The 19,000-nt window shown below is 64.1% G+C and carries 22 protein-coding genes; 12 read left to right on the forward strand and 10 right to left on the reverse strand.

All coding sequences use genetic code 11. The features are described from left to right. Nucleotides 1–74: 74 nt before the first annotated feature. A complete protein-coding gene (locus OZ411_RS09840) occupies nucleotides 75–2,480 on the forward strand; it encodes an EAL domain-containing protein (RefSeq protein WP_282527778.1) in 2,406 nt (801 codons plus the stop codon). Here OZ411_RS09840 and OZ411_RS09845 read toward each other — a convergent pair. Next, nucleotides 2,477–2,911, reverse strand: a complete 435-nt coding sequence (locus tag OZ411_RS09845; RefSeq protein WP_282527779.1) for a hypothetical protein — start codon at nucleotides 2,909–2,911, stop codon at nucleotides 2,477–2,479. The two genes, OZ411_RS09840 and OZ411_RS09845, sit on opposite strands and share 4 nt — an antisense overlap. Before the next feature lie 72 nt (nucleotides 2,912–2,983). Here OZ411_RS09845 and OZ411_RS09850 point away from each other — a divergent pair, with 72 nt between their 5' ends. Further along, on the forward strand, nucleotides 2,984–3,589 hold the full coding sequence (locus tag OZ411_RS09850; RefSeq protein ID WP_130582881.1) for a hypothetical protein: 606 nt from the start codon (nucleotides 2,984–2,986) through the stop codon (nucleotides 3,587–3,589). Nucleotides 3,590–3,699: 110 nt separating this feature from the next. After that, nucleotides 3,700–4,293 (forward strand): YdcF family protein, encoded by a 594-nt coding sequence (locus tag OZ411_RS09855; RefSeq protein WP_130582880.1) that lies wholly within the window; start codon nucleotides 3,700–3,702, stop codon nucleotides 4,291–4,293. Between the two features lie 12 nt (nucleotides 4,294–4,305). On the opposite strand, the gene OZ411_RS09860 is transcribed toward OZ411_RS09855, so the two are convergent. After that, nucleotides 4,306–5,649 carry a PLP-dependent aminotransferase family protein gene (locus OZ411_RS09860; RefSeq protein ID WP_282527780.1) on the reverse strand — a complete coding sequence of 448 codons (1,344 nt, stop codon included), beginning with the start codon at nucleotides 5,647–5,649 and terminating at the stop codon, nucleotides 4,306–4,308. A 176-nt stretch (nucleotides 5,650–5,825) separates the two neighbouring features. Here OZ411_RS09860 and OZ411_RS09865 point away from each other — a divergent pair, with 176 nt between their 5' ends. Beyond that, the gene (locus tag OZ411_RS09865) at nucleotides 5,826–6,074 is read left to right on the forward strand and encodes a DUF1127 domain-containing protein (protein WP_282527781.1); all 249 of its coding nucleotides are present in this window, start codon (nucleotides 5,826–5,828) and stop codon (nucleotides 6,072–6,074) included. Here OZ411_RS09865 and OZ411_RS09870 read toward each other — a convergent pair. Both OZ411_RS09870 and OZ411_RS09875 read right to left on the reverse strand, forming a co-directional pair. Further along, nucleotides 6,071–6,496 (reverse strand): universal stress protein, encoded by a 426-nt coding sequence (locus OZ411_RS09870; protein ID WP_130582878.1) that lies wholly within the window; start codon nucleotides 6,494–6,496, stop codon nucleotides 6,071–6,073. The genes OZ411_RS09865 and OZ411_RS09870 overlap by 4 nt on opposite strands. A gap of 119 nt (nucleotides 6,497–6,615) precedes the next feature. Continuing rightward, nucleotides 6,616–7,158 (reverse strand): histidine phosphatase family protein, encoded by a 543-nt coding sequence (locus OZ411_RS09875; protein ID WP_130582877.1) that lies wholly within the window; start codon nucleotides 7,156–7,158, stop codon nucleotides 6,616–6,618. Between the two features lie 93 nt (nucleotides 7,159–7,251). Here OZ411_RS09875 and OZ411_RS09880 point away from each other — a divergent pair, with 93 nt between their 5' ends. Next, nucleotides 7,252–8,727: an FAD-binding oxidoreductase gene (locus OZ411_RS09880; RefSeq protein WP_282527782.1), complete on the forward strand. Its 1,476-nt coding sequence runs from the start codon at nucleotides 7,252–7,254 to the stop codon at nucleotides 8,725–8,727. Nucleotides 8,728–8,797: 70 nt separating this feature from the next. After that, entirely contained in the window at nucleotides 8,798–9,298 is a 501-nt protein-coding gene (gene msrB, locus OZ411_RS09885; RefSeq protein WP_282527783.1) for a peptide-methionine (R)-S-oxide reductase MsrB, read from the forward strand. A gap of 82 nt (nucleotides 9,299–9,380) precedes the next feature. On the opposite strand, the gene flbT is transcribed toward msrB, so the two are convergent. Beyond that, nucleotides 9,381–9,812, reverse strand: coding sequence for a flagellar biosynthesis repressor FlbT (gene flbT, locus OZ411_RS09890; RefSeq protein ID WP_282527784.1), 432 nt, complete (start codon nucleotides 9,810–9,812; stop codon nucleotides 9,381–9,383). Between the two features lie 363 nt (nucleotides 9,813–10,175). Here flbT and OZ411_RS09895 point away from each other — a divergent pair, with 363 nt between their 5' ends. The 3 genes from OZ411_RS09895 (at nucleotide 10,176) to OZ411_RS09905 (ending at nucleotide 13,599) form a co-directional block, all read left to right on the forward strand. After that, nucleotides 10,176–12,641 carry a flagellin gene (locus OZ411_RS09895; RefSeq protein ID WP_282527785.1) on the forward strand — a complete coding sequence of 822 codons (2,466 nt, stop codon included), beginning with the start codon at nucleotides 10,176–10,178 and terminating at the stop codon, nucleotides 12,639–12,641. Between the two features lie 207 nt (nucleotides 12,642–12,848). Then, nucleotides 12,849–13,214 carry a flagellar biosynthesis regulator FlaF gene (flaF, locus tag OZ411_RS09900; RefSeq protein WP_130582395.1) on the forward strand — a complete coding sequence of 122 codons (366 nt, stop codon included), beginning with the start codon at nucleotides 12,849–12,851 and terminating at the stop codon, nucleotides 13,212–13,214. A gap of 19 nt (nucleotides 13,215–13,233) precedes the next feature. Then, a complete protein-coding gene (locus tag OZ411_RS09905; protein WP_130582396.1) occupies nucleotides 13,234–13,599 on the forward strand; it encodes a hypothetical protein in 366 nt (121 codons plus the stop codon). Nucleotides 13,600–13,602: 3 nt separating this feature from the next. On the opposite strand, the gene OZ411_RS09910 is transcribed toward OZ411_RS09905, so the two are convergent. The 4 genes from OZ411_RS09910 to OZ411_RS09925 form a co-directional block, all read right to left on the reverse strand. Further along, nucleotides 13,603–13,968 (reverse strand): flagellar protein FlaG, encoded by a 366-nt coding sequence (locus OZ411_RS09910; RefSeq protein WP_130582397.1) that lies wholly within the window; start codon nucleotides 13,966–13,968, stop codon nucleotides 13,603–13,605. 146 nt (nucleotides 13,969–14,114) lie between these two features. Continuing rightward, nucleotides 14,115–14,612 carry a hypothetical protein gene (locus OZ411_RS09915; RefSeq protein ID WP_282527786.1) on the reverse strand — a complete coding sequence of 166 codons (498 nt, stop codon included), beginning with the start codon at nucleotides 14,610–14,612 and terminating at the stop codon, nucleotides 14,115–14,117. 15 nt (nucleotides 14,613–14,627) lie between these two features. After that, nucleotides 14,628–14,984, reverse strand: a complete 357-nt coding sequence (gene flgJ / locus OZ411_RS09920; RefSeq protein WP_282527787.1) for a flagellar assembly peptidoglycan hydrolase FlgJ — start codon at nucleotides 14,982–14,984, stop codon at nucleotides 14,628–14,630. Continuing rightward, entirely contained in the window at nucleotides 14,984–16,108 is a 1,125-nt protein-coding gene (locus OZ411_RS09925; RefSeq protein WP_130582400.1) for a flagellar basal body P-ring protein FlgI, read from the reverse strand. Before OZ411_RS09925 ends, flgJ begins: the two co-directional genes overlap by 1 nt. Nucleotides 16,109–16,377: 269 nt before the next feature. On the opposite strand from OZ411_RS09925, the gene OZ411_RS09930 reads away from it, so the two are divergent. From OZ411_RS09930 to OZ411_RS09940, 3 genes are all read left to right on the forward strand, one after another. After that, nucleotides 16,378–16,791, forward strand: a complete 414-nt coding sequence (locus tag OZ411_RS09930; RefSeq protein ID WP_282527788.1) for a flagellar assembly protein FliX — start codon at nucleotides 16,378–16,380, stop codon at nucleotides 16,789–16,791. Nucleotides 16,792–17,118: 327 nt separating this feature from the next. Next, the gene (gene dksA, locus OZ411_RS09935) at nucleotides 17,119–17,484 is read left to right on the forward strand and encodes an RNA polymerase-binding protein DksA (RefSeq protein WP_196237262.1); all 366 of its coding nucleotides are present in this window, start codon (nucleotides 17,119–17,121) and stop codon (nucleotides 17,482–17,484) included. A gap of 219 nt (nucleotides 17,485–17,703) precedes the next feature. Then, nucleotides 17,704–18,513: a phytanoyl-CoA dioxygenase family protein gene (locus OZ411_RS09940; protein WP_282527838.1), complete on the forward strand. Its 810-nt coding sequence runs from the start codon at nucleotides 17,704–17,706 to the stop codon at nucleotides 18,511–18,513. Between the two features lie 21 nt (nucleotides 18,514–18,534). Here OZ411_RS09940 and OZ411_RS09945 read toward each other — a convergent pair whose 3' ends face one another. Next, complete coding sequence (locus tag OZ411_RS09945; protein ID WP_282527789.1) at nucleotides 18,535–18,963, reverse strand: helix-turn-helix domain-containing protein; 429 nt, start codon at nucleotides 18,961–18,963, stop codon at nucleotides 18,535–18,537. Between the last annotated feature and the right edge of the window lie 37 nt (nucleotides 18,964–19,000).

Consider the following 19,000-nt stretch of genomic DNA (forward strand, 5'->3'; position numbering starts at 1 on the left):
GCAGAACGAGTTCCACTGCGGTTACCCCAAATCCACCAACTGGAGGGCTGGTACGGCGCAGTAGGGGAACTGCAATGTACCAAGTCCTGATTTGCCTGACGACGCAGCACGATTGGCGGTTCGTCATCCTTGCCCTGGCGACCTGCTGGCTCGCCGGCGCGGTCGCGATCAGCCTGTTTCACCGGGCCAGAGCGTCGCAAGGGCTTCCGCGCGTGGTCTGGATCGGGCTGGATGCGGTGGCCGGCGGCTGCGGGATCTGGGCGACGCATTTCATTGCGATGCTGGCCTATCAGCCCGGCATGGGCGTTGGATACGACATTCCGCTCACCCTGCTGTCACTGGCTGTTGGGGTGTCGATCGTCACGGTGGGCTTGACGGTTGCCTTGCTGAACAACCGCGTCTCGACGGCAGCAACTGGTGGCGCGATCGTTGGCCTTGGCATTGCCGTCCTGCACTACGTCGGCATGATGGCCGTTGCACTTCCGGCGCGCGTCGTATGGTCGCCCGGCATCGTGCTCAGTTCGGTGCTGATCGGCAGCCTGTTCGCGGCGCTGGCGCTCGTGGTTGCGACGCGCAGCGATGATCGCAACCACGGCATCGGCGCGACCGCACTGCTGACACTGGCCGTCGTCTCGCTCCATTTCACTGCAATGGGCGCAATAACCGTCATTCCCGATCCCAGCGTCGTCGTTGACGAGATGTCGATTTCGCCGGTCGCGCTTTCCTCCCTGACGGCGATCGTGACCTTCGCGTTTCTCGGGATCACGCTGGTTGCGGCCATGCTCGACCGCCGCGCCAAGGGCGAAATGCGCCAGCAGAAGGTTCTGCTCGACACCGCGCTCGGCAACATGTCGCAGGGCCTGTGCATGTTCGATGCGGATGGCCGCATCCTCCTGGCCAACGACCGTTACGGCGCGATGATGGGCCGGTCCAGCATTCCGCTGCGGGGCCGCCTGCTGCGCGATGTCCTGCGGGACCAGAAGCTGAACGGCGACTGGGACGGCGATCCCAATCAGTTCGTTGCCGATGTGATGGCGGAAGCCGGCGCCGGCAACACCGTGACCAAGGTCGTGACGAGGGAGGGCCGCTCGATCCGCGTAGTCGATCAGCCGATGAAAGGCGGCGGCTGGGTCGCGACCTTCGAGGACATCACCGAGTGGCAGCAGGCGCAGGAGCGGATTTCGCACATGGCGCGCCATGACGCGCTGACCAATCTGCCCAACCGGACGCTGTTTCGCGAACAGCTCGAAAAGGGATTGCGGCTCGCCCGGCGCAGCGACCAGCTCGCGGTGTTCTGCCTCGATCTCGATCATTTCAAGATCATCAACGATTCGCTCGGCCATCCCGTCGGAGATGCGCTGTTGAAGGCGGTCGCTCAGCGGCTCGGCGAATGCGTCACCGAGAACGATACCGTGGCCCGGCTCGGCGGCGACGAATTCGCGATCGTGCAGTTCTGCGGGGATTGCGACCCATCGGCGGTGGCCGCGCTCGCCAGCCTCGTCGTCGAGAAAATCGCGGCTCCTTACGAGATCGGCGGCCATCAGCTCGTGATCGGCGTCAGCATCGGCATCTCGCTGGCGCCCGAGGACGGCAAGAATCCGGACGAATTGTTGAAGAAGGCCGATCTCGCGCTCTACCGTGCCAAGGCAGACGGCCGCGGCACCTATCGCTTCTTCGAGACCGGGATGGACGCACGCGCGCAAGCGCGGCGCATGCTCGAGCTCGACCTGCGCAAGGCGCTGCAGCGTGACGAATTCGAGGTCCATTATCAGCCGATCCGCGACGTCGCCCACGACCGGATCGTCGCCTGCGAGGCCCTGCTGCGCTGGAATCATTCGCTGCGCGGCCCGCTCCCGCCGGGCAATTTCATCGGGCTTGCGGAAGAAACCGGGCTGATCGTTCCGATCGGCGAATTCGTGCTGCGCCAGGCCTGCGCGGATGCGGCCGGCTGGCCGCAGGACGTCGCCGTCGCGGTCAACCTGTCGCCGATCCAGTTCAAGAACCCGAACCTGGTGTCGTCGGTGAAGGCGGCGCTTGAGGCCACCCGCCTTGCGGCGGATCGGCTCGAGCTCGAGATCACGGAGACGGTGCTGCTGCAGAACAGCGCCGCGACGCTCGCTGTGCTGCACGAATTGCGCGCGCTCGGCATCCGCATCTCGCTGGACGATTTCGGCACCGGCTATTCGTCGCTGAGCTATCTTCGCAGTTTCCCGTTCGACAAGATCAAGATCGATCGCTCGTTCGTCAGTGACCTCGCGACGCGGGAAGATTCCATGGCGATCGTCCGCGCCGTGACCGGGCTCGGCAAGAGTCTCGGCATCGTCACCACGGCGGAGGGGGTCGAGACCGATGCGCAGTTCGATCTGCTGCGTCGCGAGGGTTGCACGCAGGCGCAGGGCTATCTGTTCAGCGCGCCACGTCCCGCCGCCGAGGTGAAGAAGATCCTGGCGGAAAGGTCGCCGCAGCGCCTGAGCGCTTAATTCCTGCGCAGCGCGAAATGCGCGCCGCAAAACGCCATCGCGCCGCCGAGACATAGCGCGGCAAGGCCGGCCTCTACGATCGAGATGGTGGAGATCGAACTCGGTGCCGAGGCCACCTGGCCGGCGCCGGCGAGAATCAGGACGCCGACGGCGATCAGGAATTGCCGCATCCGCGGCGGGATCTCGCCCGAGACGGCGCTGTGCATCAGGTTCGCGGTGAAATAGCCGCCACAGAACGCCACCGTCGCGATCAGCCACCAGGCGATCGCCGCGCCCGCCGGCATCGATTCGTGCGTGTCGGTGCGCCACAGCCCGCCAAGATCAAGGCCGTAGCGTGTGCCCAGCATGTGCACGGCGAGCGCCAGCAGCACGCCGGAAATCATGGCGCCGCCAAGGATCAGGCGGCGTGGAAAAGAGGTCGTCTCGGCCATGCTCCGGTTGTAGGATGAAGCCGGCGCGCCGCGCAAGCGGCGCTGTCAGCCGATTGCTCCGGGTTGTGGAATTTGCCGACGTCATCAGCCAACAATAGCGCGGAGCCAGGCGAGGGCGCATCGACGCTTTATGCTTACAAGGCATCGTTGATCGGATCGGCGCATCAATTCGAGTTGACTGATGCCGGATTGTCGTGGCGCATCGCCGGCCGCTCCGGCGTCTGGCCTTATCGCGATATCTCGGCGGTCCGCCTCTCATACCGCCCGGTGTCGATGCAGTCGCGCCGTTTCCGTGCCGATATCGAGAATGCCAATGGCGGACGTCTCGCCATCCTCTCGACCACCTGGCAGACCGCAACCCTGATGGCGCCGCAGGACCACGGCTACCGTGCCTTCATCGAGGAATTGCACCGGCGGATGAAGACGGCCGGCAGCAAGGCGGTGCTGACAGGTGGGCTCGGGCCCGTGACCTATACGGCCGCGCTCGCGGTGTTGGCGGTGCTGGCGGTCGCGATGATCGGGCTCTTGCTTCGCGCGCTGTTCACCGGCGAATTCATCGGCGTGCTGTTTCTGATTGGCTTCGCCGTCCTGTTCGCCTGGCAGATCGGCGGCTTCGTCGGGCGCAACCGGCCGCGCAGCTACAGCTTCGATCATCTGCCGGATAAGTTGCTACCGTAGCGTTTACGTACGCGATGCAAGATGATCGCAACCGAGCGCAATGAAAAGTGACTTCGCGGAATCTTCCGTTCGCGGCATCGTCCTGTCCTATCAATGGGGCGGGGAAATGCATGGAGGATCGAAGCGCGCGCCTTCCGACCGAGGCGGAGATTGCCGAGATCAACGCAAGGCATCTGATCTGCACGCCCCTCAAACCAGCCGATCTCCTGTTCGTCTTCGGCACGCGCCAGGACGTCGATCTCCGGGTCGATGAGGCCTGTCGGCTCTGGCGTGAGGGTTTTTTCCGCTGGTCGATCGTCAGTGGCGGGGTGACGCCGGGCTCCCATCGTTCCGAATGCGAAATCATCAAGGCAGCGATGGTCGCACATGGCATCCCGTCCGAGATCATTCTCGAAGAACATTGCGCGGTGAATACCGGCGAGAACGTGATCCTTTCTCTGCCCATCATCGATGCGGCATTGGGATTGGAAAATATCCGCAGCGTCATTTGCCTCGGTAACAGTTGGACGGCGCGGCGCTATCCGATGACGCTGCAGCGGCATTGGCCGGAGGTCGAGAAGATGCTGGTGACGGTCGATTGTTTTGCTACGCCGCGCTCGCAGTGGCACACCGATCCGGAATTTCGCCGCCGCGTGCTACGCGAGTGGGACAAGATCGAACCATACAAGGCCAAAGGCTTCATCGCGGAATGGCCGGTCACGTGAGAGACGGAGGCTCTATTCGGTCGCGTCAAAATCCTCTTCCTTCGCGATCAAGATGCCCGATAGCGCTCGCAGTCCGGTTTCGAGCTGCTCCAGCGTCGGCGCGCCCAGTGCGAGGCGGACGGCGTTGGGTGCATGCCCCGGGGCAACCGCAAAGGTCGTCGACGGCGTCAACGCGATGTCGCGGCGGGCGGCTGCGGCCACGAAAGTCTGCGAGCGCCAATGCGGCGGCAATGTCAGCCAGAGATGATAGGCCTTGGCATTGGCCTGGATTTCGAAGCCAGCGAGCAATTTTGCGGCCATCTGCTGGCGGCGCGCCGCATCGATTCGCTTCAGCCGCGTGAGCTCGGACACGGTGCCATCGCCCATCAGCCGCTGCCCGGCCGCAAACGCATAGCCTGACGCCGTCCATCCGCCGGAGCGGACGGACGCCATGATGATCTCGCGCAGCCGTAGCGGAGAAACGATGAAGCCGAGCGCAAGCCCGGGCGCGACCTTCTTCGAGAGGCTGTCGAGCACGATGCAGCGGTCGGGAGACAGCGCAGCGAGCGGCGGCTCATCGTCGAGAAATCCGTAGACCGTGTCCTCGATGATGGTGAGGTCGAGCTTCTCGACTACACGCAGCAGATCGGCGCGCCGCGCGGCCGGCATCGTGATGCCCAGCGGGTTTTGAATGGTTGGCTGCAGATAGAGCGCCGTGAGATGTGCCTCGCGGTGCGCTTTCTGCACCGCATCGGGCCGCACGCCGTGCTCGTCCATCGCGAGCGGCACCAGCGTCACGCCAAGCCGCACCGCGATGCCTTTGATGAAGGGATAGGTCAGCGCCTCGACGCCGCAGCGGCCGCCCGGCGGCACCAGGGCGGCGAGCGCGGCTGCGATGCATTGCCTGCCGTTGGCTGTGAAGACGATCTGCTCGGCGCCGGGAGACCAGGTCTTGCGGGCAAGGAACGCTGCCGAGACCTGTCGCACGGCTTGCGTGCCCGTGCTGGTCGACGGCCGCAATGCGGCCTCGAGCGCCTCGGTCCGCTCCAGCCCTTGCAAGCTTTTCGCGATCATCGCCGCCTGTTGCGGCAGCAGCGGATAGTTGAATTCCATGTCGATGCGCGCGCCATGCGCCTCGGGCGACGGCGCGATCCCGCGCCGCACGTCGCCGGAAATGAAGGTGCCGCGGCCGACTTCGCCGACGACGAGGCCGCGCCGCAACAGCTCGGTGTAGACCCGGCTCGCGGTCGATACCGCGATCTTGCGCTCATAGGCGAAACTGCGTTGTGGCGGCAGGCGGTCGCCGGGTTTCAGCGCGCCGCCGGCGATCTCGGCGGCGATGGCGTCGGCAAGCCGCAAATATTCGAACTTCGACATAATTGCACCGAGAGCAATGTTTCTCTTGAACCGAGATCAATACCGGATCATCTAGAGGGCATCAACCCTGCGATTGTACTGAGGGCGCGCAAGCAATCCGAAGTCAATACGGCGCTGCGATAGCATTGCGCCGACGGCATCGCTTTGCCGCGCGGGAGAAAGCCGGAGAGAAGACGATGTCGACGCTATCCTCAGCCGCAGGCCGGCCCGCGCGGCCGCGCTCATCAGGCGGGCTGGTTCGCTGGATCGAAGCGGGCGCGCATGCGCTGCTCGGTTATCTGGAGCGCCGCGCCGCCATCAAAACACTTCGCGGACTGGATGACCGCGCGCTGCGCGACATCGGGATATCACGCTGCCAGATCGAGGCCGCTGTTGGCGGCGCGCTCAATCCCGCGATGGGAAAGCTTAGCTCGAAAATGTTCTAATGCCGCACCACCAGCACGGAGCATTTGGCGTAGCGCACCACATGGCCGGCGTTGGAGCCGAGGAAGTAGGTGCGCATCGCCGGCCGGTGTGAGGTCATCACGATCAGGTCGGCGTGCATTGCAGCAGCTTCCTCGAGGATCTCGTGATAGATGCCGCCCTGTCGCACCACGCTGGAAATGCGCGACGGCTCGATGCCGCTTTCGCGTGCCACGATCGCGAGCGCTTCCTCGGAGGTCTGCTGCTGTTGGGCATCGAAATCGGCCGGCACATATTCGGCCAGCATCACCGGTGTCATCGGCAGCACGTTGAGCAGGCGCACCGTGCCCTTCCAGCTTTCCGCAAGCGTTGCCGCAGTTGCGATCGCGGGCTTCGCCAACTCGGTGTCGGCCAAATCGATCGGCACCAGAATGGACTTGAACATCCACGCCTCCTGTCCGCTCAACATTGACACGGCAAGCGGCGATACGCGCCGGCTGCCTTGACTCTAGTTTTGACGCGTTTTCTTCACGCGAACCGGAATCCACTTCGCTCGAAAACGCGCTAGTCGTCCGAAGTCTGCTTCAATAGTTTCGGGCTGACAAACTGTACGAGCTTGCCGCGACGGAACGCCACGTCGGTCCAGTCGTGCGTCGGGAAGTCGAAGATTGCAAGGCCCGACGTCGGCAGGTTGTGATCGAGCGCTTTCTTCGCAGCCGCATCGCCGCCGCCAATGAGGGTGAGGGCGAACTCATGCATGCCGGGATTGTGGCCGACCAGCATCAGCCGTTTGGGGTCGCTGACCGAGGCCATGCGAACCGTGTGCAACAGCTCGGTCGGATCGGCGCCGTAGAGTTCCGGCAGGAATTCGACCTCCGGCCGCGGTATGAGCCCTTTCATCGCCTCCCAGGCGACTTCCCAGGTCTGATGCGCCCGGACCGCGGGCGAGACCAGCACGCGGTCGGGAAACGGCGGATGCCGGCCGATCCAGGCGCCGATCTCGGCGGCATCACGGTGGCCGCGCTCGTCGAGCCGGCGGTCGTGATCCTGGCCCGTGGGCGATTCGGTTTCGGTCTTGGCGTGACGCAACAGCATCAAACGGCGCATGGCGCAATCTCAATTCGGCGTGTTCTGGATTAATCTACATGCTCATGCCCGCGACAAGGTGACAAGCCGTGTTGCGGTCCGTAAGAAAACGATATGAGCGAGCCTTCCACAAGTGCGACCGACGATCGCGATGCTGCGATGCCGTTCCCCTCGCGCCTTTCGGTCGAGCTGGACGTCGATATCTGCGTGGTCGGGGCTGGGCTTGCCGGACTGACGGTGGCGCGGGAAGCGGCGCGGCTTGGCGCCAGCGTTGCAGTGCTCGAAGGCCGCCAGGTCGGCTGGAACGCCTCCGGCAACCAGCTCGGCACCGTGATGCCGGGCTTCAATCTTCCGGTGTCCGAACTGATCGAACGCGTCGGGTTGGAAGACGCCCGCGAACTCTGGGCGCTGTCGAAGGCCGGCGCCGATTACGTTCGCGCGACCGCGACCGAGGAACTGATCCCGGGCATCGCACTCAGCGAGGGTGCGCTGCAGGTTTCCACTGTCGATGTCGGCGAGACCCTGATCAGCCGGCTGCAGACGCTGGCTGAGGATTTCGAGACCGAGGTCGAGGGCTGGCAGGTCGACCGTGTGCGCAGCACCATCAGGACCAACCGCTATTTCCATGGCATCTACTATCCCAAAGCGTTCCAGGTCGACGGCCGCAAATATGTGCATGGCCTGGCAGCGCTGGCGCAGCGGGCAGGGGCGCGCATCTTCGAGGACACGCCGGTGGTCAGCATCGACTTCTCCGGCATCCGCAAGCGCATCGTTACGCCTTCGGCGCGTTTGCGCGCGAACCATATCGTGCTCGCTGGCAACGTGCATCTCGGCGCGCCGCTCCAGCGCCTGTCGGACACGTTGCTGCCGGTCTGGCGCTATGCGGCGGTGACTGAGCCGCTTGGCGAACGGCTCGCGGAGGCGCTCACCTTTCACGGCTCGGTCAGCGACGGCGATGGCATCGATCATTTCCGCGTCGTCGATGGCGACCGGCTGATGTGGGCGAGCCCGGAGACGACGTGGAATGCGAAGCCGCAGCGTTTCGCGCCCGCCATCAAGCGCCGCATCGCGACCATCTTTCCGCAACTCGGCAAAGTCGGGATCGACGATGTCTTCGGCGGCGCCGTTGGTGTGACCGTGCATGGCATGCCGCAGATCGGTGAATTGCGCAAAGGCCTCTGGGTCGCAAGCGGCTTTGGCCGGCAGGGCATGAACACCTCGGCGATGGCGGGGCTGTTGATCGCGCGCAGCATCCTGTGGGGTGACGAACGCTGGCGGCTGTTCTCGCCGTTCGAACTGGTCTGGGCGGGCGGGACCACCGGCCGCGTCGCTGCGCATCTGATCAACCTTTGGGGGCGGGGCGCCTCCGCCGCCGCCAACGTACTGGCGCGCTATCGGGAAGGTCTGCGCGTCAAAGAGCGCATCCGCAACGCACGTCTCGCGGAGGCCAATCGCCAGTACGGCACCCTGCCGCGGCCGCCGCGCCGCGGACCCGCGCCCGGTGGCCAGCGGGCCACGCACCCGCAGCCGCCCGCGCCGCAGGAGCCGTATGGCTCAAGCTCGCAGAAAAGTGAGGAGGTCAGGGACTGACCGGTGTAACGTCGCAACCGGGTGCGCCGTATCTGACAGCGAACAATCGTCCGCCTCCACGGAGACCATCATGATTGACCGCCGTTTCCTGCTCGCGTCCGTCGCCGGCCTGTTCAGCCTCGCCGCTTTCCGCTGGCTGCGCGGTTCGCCGGCGAAGGCCGCCGAGAAATTCGAGATCGAGAAGACTGACGCCGAGTGGCGCGCGCAGCTCACGCCGCAGCAATATGAGATCCTGCGCAAGCAGGGCACGGAGCGGCCCTGGTCCAGCCCGCTGCTGAAGGAGCATCGCAAGGGTACGTTCGCCTGCGCGGGTTGCGACCTGCCGCTGTTCTCCTCCGACACCAAGTTTGAAAGCGGGACCGGCTGGCCGAGTTTCTACCAACCGCTCGAAAACGCCGTCGGCACCACCGAGGATCGCACGTTTGGCATGGCGCGCACGGAGGTGCACTGCCGGCGCTGCGGCGGCCATCTCGGCCACGTCTTCGACGATGGTCCGAAGCCGACGGGTCTGCGCTACTGCATGGACGGTTTTGCGCTGGTCTTCCGCCCGGCGACCGCGTCAGCCACCTGAATCTATCTTCATCACGCGAGATGTAACGAACACAAAAAAGGCCTCCCTCTCGGAGGCCTTTTTCCTTGATCGTGCGATCGCCTTACGCCGACTTGCGCTCGTTCTGCTGCACGGAGGCGCCGAGCTTCCTTGCGCTTTCCAAGAGCGCCTCTTCATGGGCGATCAGCCTCTTCGATTCCTTCAGCGCGTGATAGAGGTCGCCGTTGAGGATGTGGTTGTTGATGCCCTCGATGAACGGCCAGCCGCTGGGCATGGCCGTGATGATGTCGCGCACCAGGCTGAAATAGGTCGGATGGTGCGCCATCGGATCGGGCGAGAGATACATGAGCTGCACCGCGAGATAGATCAGCTTGGCCGGCGTGTCGGCCGTCTCCGGCGTCAGAATGTCCTTCTCGCGCAGGATCGGAATCTTGTCGCCGTCGATCAGGAGGCGAGCCCGCTGATCGGTGTTGGTGACCACGCAGGAGCCGATGATAATCCGCTCGTTTGGCTTCAGCTCGACCTTCAATGCCATTCCCGTTCTCCTCTGCCGCCATCCGCGCGATGCGTCGTTGCGACGAAATCGAATCATGTCTGGCTCGCATCCGCCGTTAAGACCGATGGCGGCCGATCGCGCCGCAATCCTTTCCGATCATGGTTAACGGTTGGTAAACGCCGTTCCTGCTGTGCTTGCCCTTCTGTCCGACGGCGCAGCCAGTTCAGTAGTATTCCGGAGCATCTGTGTCACCGCGTAGCATTTTCACGCTGTTCGCGGGCTCGAAATGCGACCTGGAAGATTCATTTTTTCTTAGGAGACTTGGTTCCAAGGTGAGCCGTCGTCCGATCAAAAACGATTGGAAGCGACTTGTTCCTGTTTCACACCAGAAAGGTATGAAAAATGTCCGGCATTGTTCTTTCGTCTTCGGTTCGCCAGAACCTCCTCTCGCTGCAGTCGACTGCCGACCTGCTCGCCACCACCCAAAGCCGTCTTTCCACGGGCAAGAAGGTCAACTCGGCCCTCGATAACCCCACCAACTTCTTCACCGCCGCCGCGCTCGACAATCGCGCCAGCGACATCAACAACCTGCTTGATGGCATCGGCAACGGCGTGCAGGTGCTGCAGGCGGCCAACACCGGCATCACCTCGCTGCAGAAGCTGGTCGACGGCGCCAAGTCGGTCGCGACCCAGGCCTTGCAGTCGACTGTCGGCTATTCCGCCAAGTCCAGCGTGAGCGTTCAGATCAACGGCGCCACCGCCTCGAACCTGCTCGGTACCGGCGCCGCGATCGATACCACGGTCCAGGGCACGCTCGCGGTCAACAACAATCTGACCAGCTACAGCGCCAATTCGGCCGACGGCACGCGCGTCAATGCCACGCACCAGACCGCATACACCAACAGCCTGGCCACCTTGGGTACCCAGATCAATGCCGCGTCGGACGCAACCTCGGTTCTGAGCACTGCGGCTGGTGGCGCTCTGACCGTCGGTGCTGCCTTCTCGGTCAACGGCAAGACCATCACCTTCCAAGCCACGGGCGCCGCGGCGGTCGATGGCAGCGGCAACTACACGATCGGTGTCGACCAGACACTGGGCGACCTGCTGGGCGCGATCGACGCGATCACCGGCAATACCGGCACCGGCGGTGCTGTTGCATCCAGCATTAGTGGCGGCGCGATCCAGCTCAGCACTGGTCTCGCCCACGACATCGACATCGAGGACGGTACCGGTGGCGCCGCCGGCACTCTGGCCAAGCTCGGCCTTTCGGCCACGGCCCAGGATGTGACCCGCGCCAGCACCACCAACACCACGACCCCGATCACGGCGGCGACCAAGCTTTCCGGTCCCCAGGTTGCCGGTGGTGCGGACGCCTTGGTCGGAGCGGGCGCGGCCTTCACGAACTCCGATGTCCTCGTGATCAACGGCAAGACGATCGCGTTCAACAACGGCGGCGGCACCTCCGGTTCGGTGGCCAACAACGATCTTTCGATCGACGTCTCCACCGGCACTATTGGCGATATCCTCACCGCCATTAACGGCGCCTCTGGAGCTACCGCCAGCATCGGAACCGGTGCCGATGTCGGCAAGATCCATATTCTGACGAGCGCAACGCAGGACGTGGACTTCTCGGGCTCCAATGCTGCCACCCTGGCCAAGCTTGGGCTTAGCGGCCTCACCGACAACAAGGTGAGCCGCACGCCCACGGCCGGCGCCGTGCAGATCACCGGTGCTACCAAGCTGTCGGGCACTGCCGCCGCTCTCAGCGACGCGATCACCACCGGCTTCCAGACCGGTGATACGATCACGGTCAACGGCAAGACCATCACCTTCGTGGACAATGGCGCGGCCGACAACAACCACATCAACAAGGACGACAGCATCGATACGCTGCTGCACAAGATCGACGCCCTGACCGGTGCGGCCCCGAACTCTTCATCGGTGTCCGGCGGACAGATTACGCTGCATACCGGCACCACCAGCGATCTGACGATCACCAGCTCGAACACGGCCGCGATGGCCGCCCTCGGCTTTGCTGGCCCGATCAGCAAGACCCGTGACCACGGCCCGTCGCCGCTCGACGGCCAGACGTTGTCGATTGGCTCTACGGGCGGCGGCACCGCCACCAGCATCACCTTCGGTGGTACCGGTCCGGGTCACGTCACCTCGCTGAACGATCTCAATGCAGAGCTGAAGTCGAACAACCTCCAGGCCACGCTGGCGCAGGACGGCACGCTGACGATCACCACCGCGAACGACGCGGCTTCGGCTACGATCGGCTTGATCAGCGGCACCGCGGCGGTGTCGGGCCAGTTGTTCTTTAACAAGACCCCGAGCGATCCGGTGGTCGATGCGTCGGCGAGCGCCGCCCGCGACGCGCTCGTCACCCAGTACAACAACATCCTGAACCAGATCACGACCACGGCGCAGGATGCTTCCTTCAACGGCGTCAACCTGCTCACCGGCGACACGCTGCGGCTGACCTTCAACGAAACCGGCAAGTCGACGCTGGCGATCTCCGGCGTCAACTTCAACTCCGCGGGCCTTGGCCTTGCGGCGCTGTCGTCCGGCGACTTCAAGGACAACGACTCCGTGCAGAAGGTGGTGAGCGGCCTGACCAACGCCAGCAGCACGCTGCGCGCCCAGGCGTCGTCCTTCGGTTCGAACCTGTCGATCGTGCAGATCCGCCAGGACTTCTCGAAGAACCTGATCAACGTGCTGCAGACCGGCTCGTCCAACCTGACGCTGGCCGACACCAACGAGGAAGCGGCCAACAGCCAGGCGCTGTCGACCCGCCAGTCGATCGCGGTCTCCGCGCTCGCGCTCGCCAACCAGAGCCAGCAGAGCGTGCTGCAGTTGCTCCGCTAAGCGTAGCTTCACCAAATCAAGAACGGCGCGAGACGGCGGGGGGAACCCCGCCGTCTTCGTTTTAGTTAAGGCGTGGCGTGGCGGCTTCTGCCGGAAAACGGACACATTTGGTAACCGTTGCTAACCATATTTAAAGGCACGGTCTGTATGAAAGTTGGGCACTTTTTGAGACCCCGCGGTCCAAACCGCTCCCACCGAGGTTCGTGAATGTCAAATGCAGCTCAGGCCTACGCACGCACGTCAACCACGACGGCGTCCCCCCGTGAAATCGAAGCGCAGGCGCTGCTAAAAGCTGCACGACAGCTTCAGGAAGTCCAGACGAACTGGAGTGGGCCGGACAAGGCGATGCAGAACGCGCTGCTGTTCAATCGCCGCCTGTGGTCGATCTTCATGAGCGCTGCGCAGGCCAATGACAATCCGCAGCCGCTCGAAGTGCGCCAGAACATCACCAATATCGGCGTGTTCGTGATGAAGCAGACCGTCGAGATGCAGATCAATCCGGATCCGGCGAAGCTGAAATCGCTGATCGACATCAACTGCAACCTCGCCGCCGGCCTCGCCGGCCGCGGCTAGGCAGAGTGGAGCGGCTCGAATGGCCGACATGATGGGCATCCTGGCGGCCAACTACAAGGCCGTCGGGCTGAACGTTCCCTCCAAGACGCCCTACGTGGCTGTTGATCCTGAGCTCTACGAGGGCAGTTGGACCGGCAAATACGCCAACAACAAGTCGTTCAAGATCCAGGTCACGAACGTCACGGGCTTCCGCGCCAAGGTGCACTACCAGAGCGAGGGCACCAGCAAATACCAGGACGTCCTGATCAAGGATCAGTCGTTCCGGGTCGGCGATACCAAGTTTACGCTGACTTCGGTCGGCACGGCGCTGATCAAGAATGTCGTCAACGATCCTGCGACCGGGGGAACGTATCTCGACCAGGCCTACGCGAAGCGCCAAGGCTGAGCGTCAGGCCCTGCGGTCGGTGGCGCCGAGACGTGTCGGCGTTTCCTTGGTCAGGTCGAGCGTGCGGAAATAGGCGCGGCGGCGCAGCACGGCCTCTTCAGGAAACTGCCTCACCACCTGGCTCGTGCGGTTGTCGACGACTTGAAAGACGACGGAAGCGGCGTCGCGATCGATAATGACTTGATTGGAAACGGACGCGTTGACGACGTTGGAATTGATGCTGGCGCGCGCGCCAGCATCCGCCGCGGTGACGCTCCGGCTCGGCGGCAGCTCGGTTGAGACGGCATTCCGCGCCGCCTCGCTGACGGGAGCGGTGATCGGTGCCGCAACCGGTACCCCGACCGGCTTGATGCTGAAATCTGTACTCATCACGCCTCCTAGTGCGTGCGCACTAGCTAATGCTTCGAGTCAAATCCCAACCCTCCATGAACCGCAACTATAGGCCACACCTCTCAACAGGTTGTTAGGGAATGCGCTGAATGCCGCGCTTACGCTCGCGCGACAATTTTAACGAATTAGAGCGACCGGCTGACCGCGAGCGGCGTGATGTGGCGCGGTCCAGGCGCAGCGCGCCGGCCGGCCGCGGTGTAGGTATTCGGCACGTTGCGGCGCTGGATCTCGCTATTGACGCCGCGCACGATGCCCTCCGACACCGCATGTGCGGTGGCGAGAACGGTGAGGTTGACCTGCAGCATCGCGCGGAAGGTGTCGTGATGGCGGCGCAGCGTGTTCAGGAGATCGGGCGCCGCCTGTGCCAGCAGCTTTTGCGCAGCCTTCACGTTCTCGACCGCGACCATGTAGCGACGCGACAATTCCGATTTCTGCGCTTCCAGTTGCATCGCTTCGCGTACCTTGCCGGCGCGTACCAGCTCTGTCTCGCGCTCGGTGATGCCGAGCAGGGCGCTCATCACGTCCATCAGGTCTTCCGCGAGCTTGCGAATTTCGGCAGGTGTCGAGCTTGCAGACTTCACGGCTTGCGCCGGCGCCGGCCGCGATTGAAGACGCTGGTTCATCTTGTCCTGATCTCCTCAAGCTTGGCTGGCGCCGCCTGCCTGCTGCAGGATCAGCGTGCGGAACACTTCGTTGGAAATGCCGACGCCGCCGGATTTCGCGAACGATTTCGAATATTCTTCCGTCAGCATCGAACGCCACACGCCGGTGCCAGGCGTATCGCCAAACGGGCCTTCGCCCTTGATGCCGCTGGTCATCTGCGAAAACATCGAATTGAGGAACAGCGCCTCGAAGTCCTGCGCCTTCGCGCGTGCCTTCGCCTGCATTTCCGGCGAGACCTTCGTCAGCGCCTCAGCGAGTTGCGGATCGTTGCGGCCGTTGCCGCGCGGCGCCCGATAGGGACTGGTGATGGCGTCGACGAATCCGCTCTGCATCACATCACCTCGATGTCGGCCTGGATCGCACCGGCGGCCTTGATCGCCTGCAGGATGCTGATCAGGTCGCGCGGGCCGATCCCGAGCCCGTTCAGTCCGTCGACGAGTTGCTGCAGCGAGACGCCGTCTTTCACCACGGCGAATTTCTTGCCGTCTTCGGTAACCTGCACATTCGAGCGCGGCGTCACCACCGTTCGTCCCCGCGACAGCGGATTCGGCTGGCTCACTTGCGGGCTCTCGGAGATCGACACCGTGAGATTGCCTTGCGCGACCGCCACGGTGGCGACGCGAACGTCGCGGCCCATCACGATGATGCCGGAGCGCTCGTCGATCACGATCTTGGCGGCAAGATCCGGGTCGACCTGCAGTTGCTCGATCTCGGTCAGGAAGGCGACGACGTTGCCCTTGAACTCCGGCGGGATGTTGAGTTGCACGGTCGAGGGATCGATCGGCTCGGCGGTCTTGACCCCGAGGAAATCGTTCACCGCCGCCGCGATGCGCTTTGCGGTGGTGAAGTCGGCGTTGCGCAGCGCGAGCCGGACGTTAGGCAGGCGGTTGAGCGTGAACTCGATCTCGCGCTCGATGATCGCGCCGTTGGCAATGCGGCCGACGGTCGGCACGCCGCGCACGATCTTGGCGGCTTCGCCTTCGGCCTGGAACCCGGAGATCGCGAGCGTGCCCTGCGCGACCGCGTAGACATTGCCGTCGGCGCCGAGCAGGGGGGTGACGAGCAGGGTGCCGCCACGCAAATCCTTGGCGTCGCCGAGCGCGGACACCGTGACATCCATCCGCGTGCCCTGCGTGCCGAAGGCCGGCAGATTGCCGGTGACCATCACGGCGGCGACGTTGCCGGTGCGGATGGTGGCGCCGCGGATGTTGACGCCCATCCGTTCCAGCATCGCCTGCAGCGATTGCTTGGTGAAGGGGATGTTGTTGAGCGTATCGCCGGTGCCGTTGAGGCCGACCACGAGGCCATAGCCGATCAACTGGTTCTGCCGCACGCCTTCGATATTGGCGAGGTCCTTGATCCGCGACGTCGCGCCGGCCGGCAAAGCGGTCAGCGCGAGCACGAGCCACGCGGCGCAGGCGGCCGCGAAAAAATGTGCCGAACGGATGCCGGGCATCCCTGTGCTCCCCTCGAGGTCTTCCATCGGACCGGCACGCCACTCCCATAGCGGGCGATCCGCTCCTTCACTATGCGAGCCCTGTGCCATGCCGGGGTGATGCATCAAATAATTGATATCTTTAGTGAAATTTCGTGATCGCTGTTCGCGCTCCGTTTGCCGGCGGAGTCGAAACTGCCGGCCGGCGGCAGATTTTGCCGGGTCGTTTACGGACCATTAACCATAAGGGGGCGAAGGTTCCGGCCAGCACGCCCGCGGGATCATCGACGATGCGCATCTCAGGACCGAACGGCACCACGCTTGGAACGCCCGCGAGCAGCACGCGGCGGAACGACTCGAGCAGCTTCGCGCTGCCGGAACCCTCGACGGAAGCGGGCGAGGTCCGTTCCGGCGCCGCGCCGAAAGCCGCCGCGAATATCGATGCGCTGCTTGCGCTGCAAGGTGTCGAGGACCCCACGGAACGCCGCAAGCGCTCGGTCGCGCGGGGCCGCGGCGCGCTCGATGTGCTCGATGAGCTCAAGATCGGCCTGTTGGCCGGCAATCTGGAAGCGACGACCGTCGCGCGGCTGCGCGATGCCGCGGCCAGCCTGAAATCTTCCTCCGGCGATCCCGGCCTTGATGCGGTCCTGTCCGAGATCGAGCTTCGCGTCGAAGTCGAACTCGCCAAGGCCGGGCAGGCCTAAGGTCGTTTGCCTCGGCTGCGATTCGTCCGGTCTGGTCAGCGCGGATTTAATTCCCGTCGGCCGGGCAAAAAGGACTGATCCGGACCCTTCATTCTCGGGGCTGTTGGCGCCGGATGAGCCCACTGACCGGTCCTGGCGGAACGGGGCCAACTTGCCTGTGTAAGGGGGCGGAAATGGCGGTTCGAAGGGGTTGCGCCGATATTGTCTGTCACATGAGGTAGCTATATAAGGCGCCGCGCGGATGACCCATTTTCGTCCGCCTGACAGGGACATGGACTGCCTTTGGAAAAGCTGAAGAACTACCGGCCTTCTGAAAAAGAGCCTTTCATGAACGAGCGTCAGCGCGACTATTTCCGCGCCAAGCTGCTGGCCTGGAAGGATGAGATCCTCCGCGAGTCGAAGCTCACGCTGCAGACCTTGCAGGAAGAGAACGTCAACCACCCCGACCTTGCTGACCGTGCTTCCTCCGAGACCGACCGTGCGATCGAGCTGCGCGCCCGCGACCGCCAGCGCAAGCTGATCTCCAAGATCGATGCCGCACTGCAGCGCATCGAGGACAACACCTACGGCTATTGCGAGGAGACCGGCGAGCCGATCTCCCTCAAGCGGCTCGAGGCGCGTCCGATCGCAACGCTCTCGGTCGAGGCCCAGGAACGCCACGAGAAGCGCGAAAAAGTTTATCGCGACGAATAGGGGTAGGCTCGCGGCGGTGCCATTGAAACCGCCATCCGGCGGAGGTAGTTTCGCGCCGCCATGATGATGAAATCCATTCTCAACTTCGCTTCGGTCTTCTTGCTGGGTCGCTGACTCCAGCCGCCGCTGCCTGCGGCATCCCATTGGACCGATTGAGCCCGACCGCCGCTGCATGACGCAGCGCAATAATGTCTGGCGCCAGCTTGAGAGATCATCATGATGACCGACCACGAACGCGCGCGTTCGCTCAGCGACGCGCAAATTGCCCAATTCATCGAACACGGCTTTGTCAGGATCGACGACGCCTTTCCGCGCGAGCTCGCGGAGGAGGCGTGCGCCATCCTGTGGCGCGACTTGCCATGCCGCGAGCACGCGCCCGCAACATGGACACGCCCGGTGGTGCGACTGGGCTTCTATGGCCAGCCACCGTTCCGGCAGGCGATCAACATGCCCGTCCTGCATGCGGCGCTCGACCAGATCGTCGGCACAGGCCGCTGGTGGCCGCGACAGGATATCGGCACCTTTCCGGTACGCTTTCCGCATCCGGACGATCCCGGCGACGCCGGCTGGCACGTCGACCTCAGCTTCCCCGGCGAGGATTGCGATCCGAATGAGCGGCAGGATTTCTCGGCCTGGCGCGTCAATGTCACCTCGCGCGGGCGCGCATTGCTGATGCTGTTCCTGTTCTCCGACGTCGGCGAACAGGACGCGCCGACGCGCATCAGGGTCGGCTCGCACCAGCCGATGGCGCGCTATCTCGCACCTGCGGGCGAGGCCGGCCGTGCCCGCATGGCGCTGGACGAGATGGGCGCCGATTGCCCGATTGCGCTGGCGACCGGCGAGGCGGGCACGGTCTATCTCTGCCATCCCTTCCTGGTTCACGCCGCCCAACGGCACCAGGGCAGGGCGCCTCGCTTCATGGCACAGCCCGCGCTGCCATTGAGGGAGCCCTATCGGCTCGAGCGTCCCGACGGCGCCTATTCGCCGGTCGAGATCGCGATCCGGCGGGCGCTGGGAATGACGGGATAACGTAAAGCTGCGAAGCGACATTCAGGCGAGTTCGGCGCCGAGTGTCGCTTCGCGCGCGGTCGCATGGCCGCGTGCGCCATAGGTCTTCGACCAGGCGAGCAGTTCGCGGAACGCCGGCAACAGGCCGTAAGCGGCGTCGGTCAATTCGTATTCCACCCGCAGCGGCTTTTCGGCAAGCACGGTACGAAGGACCAGGCCGTCGCGTTCGAGCTCGCGCAGTTGCGCGGTCAGCATGTGCTGGGTGACGCCGCCGAGCGAGCGGCGCAGGGCGCCGAAGCGGATTGCGCCGTTCATCAGCGCAAAAAGGATTTCGAGTTTCCATTTGCCGCCGAGTGCGTGAATGGCGTGCTTGAAATCGCCGAGCAGTGCCGGGTCGGGTGCGCAATCTGCGCATTCGGCGGAATCGCAGGGCGACATGGTATTGTTTTCCATACCGGTCTCGAATTTCATCCTACTTGTCCTCTCGCAGATAGTGGCCCAGATGCGG

The sequence above is a fragment of the Bradyrhizobium sp. Arg237L genome (genome assembly GCF_029990105.1).
Taxonomy (GTDB): domain Bacteria; phylum Pseudomonadota; class Alphaproteobacteria; order Rhizobiales; family Xanthobacteraceae; genus Bradyrhizobium.